10 protein-coding genes and 1 riboswitch are annotated in these 13,197 nt (G+C 70.6%); of the genes, 5 read left to right on the top strand and 5 right to left on the bottom strand.

Features of this window, described 5'->3' with window-relative positions:
- Positions 1–8 precede the first annotated feature (8 nt).
- Entirely contained in the window at positions 9–1,370 is a 1,362-nt protein-coding gene (locus tag IF17_RS0113665; protein WP_030565522.1) for an FAD-dependent oxidoreductase, read from the bottom strand.
- Between the two features lie 483 nt (positions 1,371–1,853).
- Positions 1,854–2,009: riboswitch (cyclic di-AMP (ydaO/yuaA leader) on the top strand.
- Between the two features lie 3 nt (positions 2,010–2,012).
- Between IF17_RS0113665 and IF17_RS0113660 the strand changes: the two genes are divergently transcribed.
- Together IF17_RS0113660 and IF17_RS0113655 are read left to right on the top strand one after the other, a co-directional pair.
- Positions 2,013–2,855, top strand: coding sequence for a transglycosylase SLT domain-containing protein (locus tag IF17_RS0113660; protein WP_030565520.1), 843 nt, complete (start codon positions 2,013–2,015; stop codon positions 2,853–2,855).
- 161 nt (positions 2,856–3,016) lie between these two features.
- Entirely contained in the window at positions 3,017–4,666 is a 1,650-nt protein-coding gene (locus IF17_RS0113655) for a GMC oxidoreductase (protein WP_202592348.1), read from the top strand.
- A 73-nt stretch (positions 4,667–4,739) separates the two neighbouring features.
- Here the strand turns inward: IF17_RS0113655 and IF17_RS0113650 are convergent, their stop codons facing one another.
- The 4 genes from IF17_RS0113650 to IF17_RS0113635 form a co-directional block, all read right to left on the bottom strand.
- Positions 4,740–5,219, bottom strand: a complete 480-nt coding sequence (locus IF17_RS0113650) for a carboxymuconolactone decarboxylase family protein (protein WP_030565516.1) — start codon at positions 5,217–5,219, stop codon at positions 4,740–4,742.
- Complete coding sequence (locus IF17_RS0113645; protein WP_030565514.1) at positions 5,216–6,295, bottom strand: NAD(P)H-dependent amine dehydrogenase family protein; 1,080 nt, start codon at positions 6,293–6,295, stop codon at positions 5,216–5,218. Before IF17_RS0113645 ends, IF17_RS0113650 begins: the two co-directional genes overlap by 4 nt.
- A 120-nt stretch (positions 6,296–6,415) precedes the next feature.
- Positions 6,416–9,367, bottom strand: coding sequence for a CARDB domain-containing protein (locus IF17_RS0113640; protein WP_030565512.1), 2,952 nt, complete (start codon positions 9,365–9,367; stop codon positions 6,416–6,418).
- Positions 9,368–9,531: 164 nt separating this feature from the next.
- Positions 9,532–10,401: a UbiA family prenyltransferase gene (locus tag IF17_RS0113635; RefSeq protein WP_030565510.1), complete on the bottom strand. Its 870-nt coding sequence runs from the start codon at positions 10,399–10,401 to the stop codon at positions 9,532–9,534.
- A 118-nt stretch (positions 10,402–10,519) separates the two neighbouring features.
- On the opposite strand from IF17_RS0113635, the gene IF17_RS0113630 reads away from it, so the two are divergent.
- Genes IF17_RS0113630 through IF17_RS0113620 form a run of 3 tightly spaced genes read left to right on the top strand, consistent with a single transcriptional unit; the run spans position 10,520 to position 13,120 of the window.
- Positions 10,520–11,572, top strand: a complete 1,053-nt coding sequence (locus tag IF17_RS0113630) for a type III polyketide synthase (RefSeq protein WP_030565508.1) — start codon at positions 10,520–10,522, stop codon at positions 11,570–11,572.
- 13 nt (positions 11,573–11,585) lie between these two features.
- Positions 11,586–12,113 carry an isoprenylcysteine carboxyl methyltransferase family protein gene (locus IF17_RS0113625; protein WP_030565507.1) on the top strand — a complete coding sequence of 176 codons (528 nt, stop codon included), beginning with the start codon at positions 11,586–11,588 and terminating at the stop codon, positions 12,111–12,113.
- Entirely contained in the window at positions 12,110–13,120 is a 1,011-nt protein-coding gene (locus tag IF17_RS0113620) for an NAD(P)/FAD-dependent oxidoreductase (protein WP_030565505.1), read from the top strand. The genes IF17_RS0113625 and IF17_RS0113620 overlap by 4 nt, the downstream gene beginning before the upstream one ends.
- The last annotated feature ends 77 nt before the right edge of the window (positions 13,121–13,197 follow it).

Here is a 13,197-nt window from a genome sequence, read left to right as displayed (position 1 = left end):
GGCCGTGATCAGGCGCCGGAGGCGTCCAGCATGCCCTCGCGCTCCACGACCTTGATGCGCTCACGGCCCTGGGCCGCACCGAGCGCCTGCTCGTGGGCGTCCAGCTTGTGCCAGCCCTCCCACGTCGTGTAGCGGACGTTACGGCTCTCCAGGAAGGCCTCCACCGCCTCCGGGGCGGGCGTCGCCGGCTCGGGCAGACGGCCGGCGGCGCGGTCCTCCAGGAGGCAGGCGACCGTCTCGTTGGCGTCACCCTTGGTGTGGCCGATCAGGCCGATCGGGCCGCGCTTGATCCAGCCCGTGACGTAGACCGAGGCCATGTGCTCGTCCCCGGCGATGACGCGGCCCGCCTCGTGCGGGACCGTGCCGGAGGCCACGTCGAAGGGGAGCTTGGGCAGCTCCTCCGAGTAGTAGCCGACGGCGCGGTAGACGCTCTGCATGTCCCAGTCGGTGAACTTCCCGGTGCCCCGGACGTTGCCGGTGCCGTCCAGCTCGGTGCGCTCGGTGCGCAGCCCGACGACCTTGCCGTCCTCGCCGAGGATCTCGACCGGGGACTCGAAGAAGTGCAGGAAGAGCTTGTGCGGGCGGTCGCCGACATCGCGGATCGCCCAGTTCTCCAGGGTCTGCGCGACCATGTTGGCCTGCTTGTTCTCCCGCCGGGTGGCGATCGAGCCCTCGTCGTACTCGATGTCCTCGGGGTTGACGATGACCTCGATGTTGGGGGAGTGGTCCAGCTCCCGCAGCTCCATCGGGCTGAACTTGGCCTGCGCCGGGCCACGCCGACCGAACACATGCACCTCCAGCGCCTTGTTCTGCTTGAGGCCCTGGTACACGTTGTCCGGGATCTCGGTCGGCAGCAGCTCGTCCGCCGTCTTGGCCAGCACCCGGGCCACGTCCAGCGCCACGTTGCCGACGCCGAGGACGGCGACCTTCTCCGCGGTGAGCGGCCAGGTGCGCGGCACCTCGGGGTGGCCGTCGTACCAGGAGACGAACTCGGCCGCGCCGTAGGAACCGTCCAGCTCGATGCCCGCGATGTCGAGCGCCCGGTCGGCCTCGGCGCCGGTCGAGAAGATCACCGCGTCGTAGAAGGACCGCAGGTCGTCCAGGCCGATGTCGTTCGGGTAGCTCACATTGCCGAAGAGGCGGATCTGCGGCTTGTCCAGCACCTGGTGCAGCGCCTTGACGATGCCCTTGATCCGGGGGTGGTCGGGGGCCACGCCGTAACGGATCAGGCCGAAGGGCGCGGGCATGCGCTCGAACAGGTCGATCGAGACACCCGGGTCCTGGCAGACCTCGGATTTGAGCAGCGCGTCCGCAGCGTAGATACCGGCAGGGCCGGCTCCGACAATGGCGACGCGGACGGGGCGTGTCATGGCGTGGTGATCCTTAAGGCGGGCGAACGCGGGCAGGTACAGCGTACGTCGGAGGTAAGGGTTGGCTTACTAGTCTCCACCCCACACCGTAAGCCCTCGCCGCGCGGGGCCTCCGACCGGGCCTACGGAACCGCCCGATAAGTCCGTTTCGGTGGGGCGGTATGGGTGATTTCATCCTTTTAACCCTCTCTTCCATAAAGGGGTTATTGGGGCTCTTGAGGCGCTTTGGCCGCGCCTATTTCGGCCACCTCCGTGCGAAGTGGTGAGCGTCACGTCCGGGGGTGCGGATGTGGAATCGGAAGGCCCGGTTCCCTTCTGTGCCAAGAAAGTTGACACCGTGACGGAACGGGCGCGGCCGGGAATTCCGCAATTCGATCTTGCGGAGAAAGGTCATTTGGAATTCGGGGCTTGTTCTGTCCGGCGCTTTTCGCCTACGGTCACGCTCAATCCGGATGGAACGCCGAATCCTGCCGCCGTCCGGGAATCCGAAACCCACCCACGTACGGCAGGAGCGGGGGACCCAGGTAAGCCGCCGATCCGGTCTCCGGAACGGCTAGGGGTGAAGTCGCACATCCATGCGGCCAGACATCTCCCGTCTGAACCCGACAGCTCACCTCGTAGGCGCCGGAGAGGAAATTCCCCATGCCCGCACAGGGTAAGCACCGCCGTCCCAAGTCCGTCTCGCTGGGCCGTGGCATCGCCGCCGTGACCACGGGTGGAGCCGTTCTGGCCCTCCCCGTGCTCGGCGCCACCACCGCGTCCGCCGCTCCCGCCCACTCCCTCGCCGCGGAAAAGGCGGTAGCTCCCGTCTCCGTGACGGCCCAGGCGAATTCCGTGACGAAGGCCGCGCCCGCCAAGCATTCCGTGGTGTCCGGCGAAACGCTTTCCAAGATCGCCCGCGAGTATTCCGTCAGCGGCGGCTGGAAGAAGCTGTACGAAGGCAACCGCAAGGCCGTCGGTGAGAACCCGAACCTTATTCACCCGGGTATCACGCTGACCATCGGCGCCAAGGCTGCCGCCCCGTCAGACGCCAAGGCCGGCAAGGCTTCCAAGGCCGCCGCCCCGGCCGCCGAGCGCACCGCCACGGCGGAGCGTGCCGACCGCTCGGAGCGCACCACGGCCGCGCCCGCCGCCGCCCCGGCCGCCGCCGCTCCCGCCACGTACACCAACGACCTCGATGGCTGGATCAAGGAGTCGCTGGCGGTCATGGCCCAGCACGGCATCCCCGGCAGCTACGAGGGCATCCACCGCAACATCATCCGCGAGTCCTCGGGCAACCCGAACGCCATCAACAACTGGGACTCCAACGCGGTGAAGGGCACCCCGTCCAAGGGCCTGCTCCAGGTCATCGACCCGACGTTCCAGGCGTACCACGTGCCCGGCACCTCGACCGACAGCTACGACCCGGTCGCCAACATCACCGCCGCGTGCAACTACGCCGCCGACCGGTACGGCTCGATCGACAACGTCTTCGGTGCCTACTGATCCCCCTACGAACGCGCACGCCCGAGGGGCCCCGGACCGTGCGGTCCGGGGCCCCTCGGGCGTGCGCGTTCGTACCGGGAAGTTACCCCCAAGTTTCTAGTGACTTACCACGCGATCGACAGTAGAACCTGTTGCACTCTGTCGAGAGTGAGGGATGTCACATGAACGACACCACCCTGCACAACAACGCCCCCAAGGGCGTATCGCGTCGAAGATTCATCACAGGAACAGGTTCTCTTCTCGGGGTCGCGGCGCTCGCCGGACCCACCACGCCGGTCTGGGCCACGCCCCGCGCGGCAGCGGCCCCGATCGGATCCGGCGCCCATGTGGCGGTGCTGGTCATCGGGACCGGCTACGGCGGTTCGGTGGCCGCTCTCCGGCTCGCCCAGGCCGGCACGGACGTCCACATGGTCGAGATGGGCATGGCCTGGGACACCCCCGGCGCGGACGGCAAGATCTTCGCCAACACCACCAAGCCGGACGACCGCTCCTTCTGGCTGCGGACCAGGACCAAGCAGCCGCTGAGCAACTTCCTCGGCTTCCCGATCGACAAGAACGTCAACCGCTACACCGGCATCCTGGACGCCGAGGAGTTCGCCGGCATCACCGTCTACCAGGGGCGCGGCGTCGGGGGCGGCTCGCTGGTCAACGGCGGGATGGCCGTCACGCCCAAGCGGGAGAACTTCGCCGCCATCCTCCCGTCGGTGAACGCCGCCGAGATGTACAGCACGTACTACCCGCGCGCCAACGCGGATCTCGGCGTCTCCACCATCGACCCCGCATGGTTCGACAGCGTCGACTGCTACCAGTACGCACGGGTCGGCCGGAAGCACGCCCAGCGCTCCGGCTTCCCGTTCCTCTTCGTGCCCGCCGTGTACGACTGGGACTACATGAAGCAGGAGGCGGCCGGGACCGTCCCGAAGTCCGCGCTGGACGCCGAGATCCTCTACGGCAACAACTACGGCAAGAAGTCGCTCCAGAAGACCTACATCGACCGGATCAAGGCCACCGGCCGGGTCACCATCAGCCCCCTGCACAAGGTCACCCGCGTCTCCCCGGCCTCCGGCGGCGGCTACACCGTGCTCATCGACCAGCTGGACACCACAGGCCGGACCACCGTCACCAAGACGGTCACGGCGGACAGGGTCTTCTTCGCCGCGGGCAGCGTCGGCACCAGCAAGCTCCTTGTCGGCCTGAAGGCGACCGGGGCGCTGCCCGGCCTCAACAACGAGGTCGGCAAGGGCTGGGGCGACAACGGCAACGTCATGTGCGGCCGGGCCAACCACCTGTGGGACCCGACGGGGAAGGTGCAGTCGTCCATCCCCACCGGCGGCATCGACAACTGGGACGCCGGCGGAGCGTTCGCCGAAGTCGCTCCGCTGCCCACCGGGATCGAGACCTGGGCCTCGTTCTACCTCTCGATCACCAAGAACCCCCACCGGGCCGAGTTCACCTGGAACGCGGCGGCGGGCAGGCCCGAACTGAGCTGGCAGACGGCGTGGAAGCAGCCGTCCATCGACGCCGCGAAGACCATCTTCGACAAGATCAACAAGAAGGAGGGGACGATCTACCGCACGGACCTCTTCGGCACCTACAAGATCTGGGGCGACCACCTCACCTACCACCCCCTGGGCGGAGCGGTCCTCGACAAGGCCACCGACAACTACGGCCGGCTGCACGGCTATCCGGGCCTGTACGTCATCGACGGCGCCCTGATCCCCGGCAACGTCAGCGTCAACCCGTTCGTCACGATCACCGCGCTCGCCGAGCGCAACATCGAGCGGATCATCGCCACCGATCTGCGCCGCTGATCCGCGCCGCTGATCCACCGCGCGTACGGAGAGCCCGGGGCCGGGAGTGCCAACCCGGCGGCCCCGGACTCCGTCAGTGACCCGGCAGAACGCACACCGCGTCGATCCCCAGCACATGGTTGAGCCGCCCGAACGCCAGCCAGGAGCCGATGCTCATGGACAGCTCCACGATCTCCACCTGGCTGTAGTGCGCGGTCATCCGCTTCCAGAAGGCGTCGTCGAGACCGTGGTGGTCCAGCGCGTACCGCTCCGCGTACTCCGCCGCCAGCCGGGTCCGCGCGTCGAAGGCGTCCGTCGTACGCCACTCGGTCACCGCCCCGGCGAACTCCTCCTCGACCTTCGCCCCGTCCCGCTCGGTCCGCCAGTCCAGGCAGAACAGGCACCCGTTGATCTGCGCGATCCGCAGCCGCGCGGCTTCGAACTCCCGCAGACCCAGCGTCGTGTGCTCGTACACGGACATCGAGAACGTGGCGGCGGCCATGCCGATGCCGGGGACCATCTCCCCCCACACGTAACCGATGGGCTCCTGGCCCTCCGGGATGTCGATGATCATGCCATTCTCCTTCCCAGCCTGCCGACGGCGGGCCGCAGCGGGACATCGAGTGCGTCGTACAGACCCGGCTTGGCGTCCACCAGCCAGTCGATGGCCGAGACGAGCCGCCCGACGGCCGTGGCGTTCCCGCCCGCCGACCGGTTCTCGCCCTCGTCGGACGCCTCGACCGTCACCTCTATACGGGGGCGCCCCTCGATCACCACCCGGTGCGCGCCCACGCCGTCGGGCGGGGAGGGCCAGTCCGGTGCGCACGAGGGATGGATACGGGTGATGTGCTCGATCACGATGCGGGGCTCACCGCCCACGATGCCCTGCACCTCGAACCGGACCGCGCCCTGGGTCCCCGCCGCGAACTCGCCCATCGTGCGGGTGGTCACCGTCGTCTCCAGCGCCCGGCGGTCCAGCGTCTCGCGGATCTCGTCGAGTTCGACGCCCAGCGCCCGCGCCATCAGCCGTATCTGACCGCCCCACACCATCGTCGGAACGCTCTCGGCGAGCATGAGCGGCTGGTAGTCCAGCGGGTGGCCCATGCCGATCAGGTGGCGTACCGACTCCTCCTGCTCGTACGTGGAGTAGTCGAAGATCTCCTGGCAGCGGATCACGTCCACCTCGGTGCCAAGACCGCTGACCAGCAGCGGCAGGACGTCGTTGCCCCAGCCGGGGTCGACCCCGGAGACGAAGAGGGAGCCGCCGCCCTCCGCGACGGCGGCCAGGACGGGATCCCGCAGCTCGGGCGGGGCGTTGCGCTGGTCGTAGAGGGGATAGAGGGAGGGTGTGACGACGACCGCTCCGGCCCGGACGGCCCGGCCGATGTCGGTGAGCGCGTCGTCGGGGCGGATGTCGCCGGACGCCGCGTAGACCACCGCCCGGGGGCGGCCGGCCAGGACGGCGGCGATGTCGTCGGTGGCCGCGACGCCGAGCGTGCGGCCGAGCCCGCCCAACTCGCCCGCGTCCCGGCCGACCTTGCCGGGATCGTGGACGAGGACGGCGGTGAGTGTCAGTGCCGGATGGGCCTCGACGGCGCGGATCGCCGCGCGGCCGACGTTGCCGGTACCCCAGACAACCGTGGGAATCATGCGCGGAGGGTAGCGGCCGGACCTCGCACTTCCCAGAGGCGTGAAGCGGTGAATTCGGGCCTTGAAAGGGCGTTGCCGGACCGGCGGACGACCGCCGGCCCGGCAACGTACAGAAGGGGACTACCGCTTGGCGCGTGCGGCGGTCGGGCTGCCGCTGATCGTGAACTGCGAGCCGGGCTCGATCAGCACATGGCCGTCACGCGAGTTGGTGATCGTCACATTGGTCAGCGTCGCGTTGCCGCGCGCGCCGCCCATCGCGAGGATGCCGGAGCCGTTGTTGGACTTGTCGATCCGGACGTTCTGGATCTTCACGTCCGGCATCAGGCCGCCACCCGTCTTGAACTGGATGCCGTCGTAAGTGGAGTCGATGATGTCGGTGTCGCGGATCGTGACGCCGGGGATGGGCAGGTTCTGCGGGAAGAGGGTGATCGCGCCGAACTCCTGGTCCTCGTTCCAGAAGGCTCCGCCGGTGCGGTACAGCGCGTTGTTGGCGATCAGCGTCTGCCCGGAGAAGGGCAGCGGATCGTGGTCGGTCGCCAGCATGATGGCCGGGTAGTTCATGGTGTCGGCGATGATGTTGTTCTCGATCTTGTTGCCGTAACCGCCGTAGATCGCGATGCCGTTGGCCCGCCACGGCAGCTGGATGGTGTTGTTGCGGAAGCTGTTGTCGTGGCCGATGTCGACGGCCTGGTCCTTGACGTACTTGCTGGACCAGACGGCGAGGGCGTCGTCGCCGGTGTTGCGGAACGAGGAGTTGTACACGGTCGAATTGCGGGTGCCGTTGGCGAAGTTGATGCCGTCGGCGTAGGTGTTGCGGATCCGCATCCCGGTGAACTCGACGCCGTCGCCCGGGTTCCAGAGGGACTGGATGTTGTCGTAGTCGCGGCCCGCCCAGACGCCCACGTTGGCGTGCTCGATCCAGACGTTGCTGATCTTCGTGTTTTTGCCGAACCGCCCGTTGAGCGCGACGCCGCCCTCGTGGTTGCCGTCACCGCCGCGGATCGTGCCGGAGCCGAAGATCGCGATGTCGGAAATTTTCGTGTTCTCGTCGATGTCGAAACCGAAGTTGCCCTCGTGCGGGTGGTTGATCCCGCCGGCCTCGTGCGGCGGGGTCAGCGTGTAGAGCTGGGAGTGCCACATGCCCGCGCCCCGGATCGTCACATCACGGATGCCCACCTGGTTCCACTGGCCCCGGTCCAGCGGGTCGTCGGTGAGGATCTTCTGCTCCTGGCGCCACTGGCCCGCCGGGATCCAGACGCAGCCGATCTGGCCGTTCTGGTTGGCCGTCACCGCGCGCTGGATGGCGGCGGTGTCGTCGATCCCGTCGTTCGCCACCGCGCCGTACTGCGTGATGGAGACGCAGCCCGAGGGCTGGGCGGTGGGCGGGGCGACCTGCTCCAGGTCGATCAGGTCGATGATGTAGAACGCGGCGTTGTCACCGGAGTCCCGCTGGAGGCGGAACTTGGTGCCCGCCGGGTAGGTCTGGGCGAGCAGCGCGTGCGACTCGTCGAACAGCCGCCGCGCGTCGCCGCCCGGCGTGTTGGTGAGCCCCTCCGGGCTGTCGGTGTTGCCGTACAGCCAGCTGTGCTTGGAGGAGAGGTCGAGCTTGCGGACGAACTGGCCGTTCGCGTAGAGGCTGATGGTCGCCTGGCGGCCGCCGCCGCCCGCCGCGTCCGGGATGGAGTTGCGGACGACGATGGAGTTCGACGCGTTGGTCGAGGTGAACTCCACGTACTCACCGGTGGAGTTGAGACGAACCGACTTGCGGCCCGAGGACTCCGTGGCGAAGTTGGTGTGGCCGAAGGTCCGCTTGGCGTCCGAGGTCAGCAGGGTGCCCTGGTACGCGGCGTCCTCCGCCTCGTACTCCGTGTACGGCACCGCCGCGCCGCGCCCGACGACGATGGAGCGGGCCAGGACGTTGTTGGTCTCGCTGGTCTCCGCGACCAGGTTCGTCGCGTCGGCCGTGGCGGTCAGGGTGGCTCCGCCGCTCGCCGCCGTCCAGGTGCCGCCGATGGGCACGTTCACCGTGGCGCCCGCCGGGACGGCCGGGGTCGTGCCGTTGAGCGTGGTGGAGCCCACCGTCAGCCGGGTGACGGTGCCCGCGCTCACCGCGCTGGTGCCGCGGTTGTGCACGGCGACGGTGAAGCTGACCGCCGCGCCGACGGCCGGGTTGGACGGGCTGGAGGTGATGGAGCGGGCCTCCAGGTCGGGGCCGGGGCTCTGGCCGACCACCAGCGGGGATGCGGTGGTGCGGCTGTTGTTGGTGTTGTCCGACTCGATGATGGTGTCGGTCGGGTCCACCAGCGCCGAGACGGTGTACGAGCCCTGCGGCCGCTTGCCGACCGGGACGGAGACCTGGGCCGAGGCTCCTGCGGCCAGCGGGCCGACCGGGGCACTGCCCACGACCACGCCGCCCAGGCTCACATCGACGGTGGTCGCCGCAGAGGCGGCCGTACCGGCGTTGCGTACGGTCCCCTGGACCGTGATGTTGTCCGTCTCAGAAGGCGCCGAAGGGCTCCAGGACAGGGCGCTCACGGTCAGGTCCGGGTTGGGCGCGGGCGTCCCCAGGATCTGGATCTCGGCGACCTGGGCGCCGGGCGCCCCGGTGTTGGAGAAGAACTGCAGCTGGAGGTCGGCGGCCCGGCCGCTGACCGGGACCGTCACGGTGTTCTGGTTGGTGGCCGGGTTGAACACATAGCCGGCGCGGGACTTGAGCGAGGTGAAGCCGGTGCCGCTCTGGGTCCGGCCGAGCACCTGGAACTCCTGGGTCCTGGTGCCCCAGATCGGGTCCGGGTTCAGCTTGATCACCACGGACTGGAGGTCCGCGTCGGCGCCCAGCTTCACCGTGAGGTTCGAGGGGTGCCCGTTCGACTCCCAGTAGGTGTTCACCTGGCCGTCGTTGGCGTTGACGACGGGGAAGCCGCCATGCGATCCGCTGGCCGTGACGGTCTTGCCCCGGGCCAGGTCGGTCGCCTCAGTCGCTGCCGCCTGGACGGGAAGCAGGCCGACGGTGACGAGCCCCGCTATGAGCAGGCCGGTGATCGATCGTTCGCTGAGCCGTTTCCATCTCATGCTGTCCTCTGCTTCCACGGTATTTGAGCCATGCAGTCAATGTTTTGCAAACAGCAGTTGATAGATTTCTGGTCTGTTTCTGATTTGTCAACGGTTCTCGCATGCTCACGTCATGAGGGCGTGTGAAGTGACGCACCGGCAGGAGACGCTGGGCGGTGATGGGTTCAGGACAGCGCTGTGCCGCGCGCCAGGAGCAGTGCCAGGTCCGCCGCCGCCACGGCCACCGCCCCGGCCAGCGCGGCCTTGTGCCACCACCGGCCGAGCACCGGCCCCAGCAGCGCCGCCGCACCGGCCAGGACGAGTACGGCCAGAGACCCCGCGTCCACCGGACCCGGCGGGCCGAGCACCAGGACGCCCGTGGCCGCGAGGAGTGGCACCGGCAGCAGCAGCCGGGTCCCCCGGGCGCCGAGCCGGTGCGGCAGCCCTCGGATACCGGCGGCCCGGTCCGCCGCGATGTCCGGGAGGGTGTCGCCCAGATGGGCCGCGCACCCCAGCAGTGCCCCGGCGGTGACCGTCCACCACCGGGGCCAGGGCGCGTCGGGCAGGCTGAGCGTCACGAGCGAGGGGAGCGCGGCGAATCCGGCCGCGTACGGCACCCAGGAGAGCACCGTCGCCTTCAGCCTCAGGTTGTAGAGCCAGGCGGCGGCGACCGCGGCCAGGTGCACCGTACCGGCGAGAAAGCCGCAGGCCAGGGAGAGCGGGACGCACAGGGCGACCGCGACCGCCGCCGCACCCCACGCCGCGCGCACGGAGACCGCGCCGTCCGCGACCGGCTTCCCCCGGCGGCCGGCCCGGGCGTCGCGCCCCGCGTCGTACGCGTCGTTGCACCAGCCCACCGAGAGCTGCCCGGTCAGCACCGCCACCCCGACCAGGGCGAGCCGCGCCGGGGAGAGGCCCGCCCCGACGGCCAGGGCGCAGGCGAGCGCGGTGACCGCGACCACGGGACCCGGATGGCAGGCGAGCGCAAGACCCGCCGCGCGGCCCGGCCACCGGGCCGCCGCCGTGGCCGTCCGCATCCCGTCCGTGGCATCCATCGGGCGATCGTAGAGACCTGTGGGCCCGTCAACACGGTGGCCGCGCGGTTCCCTTACCGGGATTCACCGGACCTTCCGGTCAGGATGGGGCAATGACGTCCCCGATGCAGGAGCCGCAATGACCCGGATCGCCGCGGTCCACGGAGCCCTGCCGCCTCACCGCCACACCCAGCGAGAGGTCACCGACATGGTGGCCGACACCTGTCTGCCGCCCGGCACCGACCGCCGCGTCCTGGACCGGCTCCACGAGAACGCCCGCGTCCGCACCCGCCACACCGTGCTGCCGCTGGAGAGCTACCGCGACCTGAACGGCTTCGGCGCGGCCAACGACGTGTTCATCCGTTCGGCCGTCGACCTCGGCGGCCAGGCCGTACGCGGCGCCCTGCGCGCGGCCGGGCTGCGCCCCACCGACGTGGACCTGCTGATGTTCACCTCCGTCACCGGCCTCGCCGCCCCCTCCGTCGACGCCCGGCTGGTGGCCCGCCTCGGCCTGCGCTCCGATGTGAAGCGGCTGCCGGTCTTCGGCCTCGGCTGTGTCGCCGGAGCGGCCGGGGTGGCCCGGGTCCACGACTATCTGCTCGGCCGGCCCGACGACGTCGCCGTGCTGCTCTCGGTCGAGCTCTGCTCGCTCACCTTCCAGCGTCAGGACGCGACCCCCGCCAACCTGGTGGCCACCGCCCTGTTCGGCGACGGGGCGGCCGCGGTGGTCGCGCTCGGCGGGCGGCGGGCCGTCGCCGGGCCGGAGATCGTGGCCACCCGCAGCCGGATGTACCCGGAGACCGAGCACGTGATGGGCTGGTCCATCGGCTCCACCGGATTCAGCGTGGTCCTCGATCCGGCCGTGCCCGACGTCGTACGCCAGTACCTCGCCGACGACGTACGGGAGTTCCTCGACGAACACGGCCTCAAGCCGAAGGACATCGCCCACTGGGTCTGCCACCCGGGTGGCCCCAAGGTCCTGGAAGCCGTCACCGAGGTCCTCGACCTGCGCGAGGGCGCGCTGGACGTCACCTGGCGCTCGCTGGCCGACGTCGGCAACCTGTCCTCCGCCTCGGTCCTGCACGTCCTGCGGGACACCATCGAGCACCGCCGCCCCGAACCGGGCACCCCCGGGCTCCTGCTGGCCATGGGCCCGGGCTTCTGCTGCGAACTGGTGCTGCTGCGCTGGTAGGAAGGCACGGCCCATGATCTGGTACACCGCGCTGGTGCTCGGCGTCGCCGCCGAACGCCTCGCCGAACTCGTCGTCGCCCGCCGCAACACCCGCTGGAGCCTGGCCCGTGGCTCCACCGAGGCGGGCAGCGGCCACTACCCGGCGATGGTCGTCCTGCACACCGCCCTGCTGGCCGGGTGCCTGGCCGAGGTCCACTACGCGACCCGCCCCTTCCTTCCCGCCCTCGGCTGGACCATGGCGGCCGTCGTCGTCGCGGCGCAGGCGCTGCGCTGGTGGTGCATCACCACGCTCGGGCCCCGCTGGAACACCCGCGTCATCGTCGTCCCCGGCCTGCCCCTGGTCACCGGCGGCCCCTACCGGTGGCTGCGCCACCCCAACTACGTCGCCGTCGCCGCCGAAGGCATCGCCCTGCCCCTCGTCCACGGGGCGTGGGTGACCGCGGCGGTCTTCACCCTGCTCAACGCCGTCCTCATGGCCGTCCGGATCCGCTGCGAGGACGAGGCGCTGACCCGCCTCCCGGTGGCGGAAGCACGGGCGTGATCGACATCCTGGTCGCGGGCGGCGGACCGGCGGGACTGGCCGCCGCGATCCAGGCCGCCCGGGCGGGCCTGGAGGCGGTGGTCGTCGAACCCCGCCCCGCCCCCGTCGACAAGGCCTGCGGCGAGGGCATCATGCCCGGCGGCCTCGCGGCCCTCCACCGCCTCGGCGTCCACCCGGCCGGGCACCCCCTGCGCGGCATCCGGTACACCGACGGGCGGCGCAGCGCGGAGGCGGCGTTCCGGGACGCGTACGGGCTCGGCGTACGGCGCACCGACCTGCACGCGGCCCTCCACGAGCGGGCCCAGGCCCTCGGCGTACGCATCGTGGAGGGCAAGGTCCGCGAGGTTCGCCAGGACGGGCGGACCGTCACCGCCGCCGGGCTCACCGCGCGCTGGCTCATCGCCGCCGACGGCCTCCACTCGCCGCTGCGCCGCACCCTCGGCCTGGACCACCCCGCCCCCGGGCCCGGCCGCTACGGGCTCCGCCGCCACTACCGCACCGCCCCCTGGACGGACCTGGTCGAGGTCCACTGGTCACCGGAGGCGGAGGCGTACGTGACCCCCGTCGGCGAGCACCTGGTGGGCGTCGCCGTCCTCAGCCGCGACCGCCGCCCCTACGACGAGCACCTGGCCGGCTTCCCGGCCCTCGCCGCCCGGCTCGGCCCGCACGCCACCCCCGTACGCGGGGCGGGTCCGCTCCGGCAGCGGGCGTCGGCGCCACGGGCCGGCCGCGTCCTGCTGGTCGGCGACGCGGCGGGCTACACCGACGCGCTGACCGGGGAGGGCATCGCCCTCGCCGTCGCCACCGCGACGGCGGCGGTCGGCTGCCTGGCCGCCGAGCGGCCCGAGGAGTACCCGGCGCGGTGGACGAGGACGACGCGCCGCTACCGGCTGCTGACCCAGGCCCTGCTGGGCGCCGCGGGCCACCCCGTATCGCGCCGGATGATCGTCGCGGCGGCCCACCGCGCACCCGCCCTCTTCCGTACGGCGGTCCGCGCGCTCCAGTAGGGCGGCCCCGCCCCTCGGGTGATCGAATGGCGAGGCTCCCGGTTCCGTCATAACGTCGGTCGGGTGAACGCCCGCGT

The organism is Streptomyces cyaneofuscatus, from assembly GCF_000718135.1.
In the GTDB taxonomy this organism is placed as follows: Bacteria; Actinomycetota; Actinomycetes; order Streptomycetales; family Streptomycetaceae; genus Streptomyces; species Streptomyces cyaneofuscatus.
The sequence above is the reverse complement of the archived record's forward strand: the minus strand, read 5'-3'. Positions and strand labels throughout refer to the sequence as shown.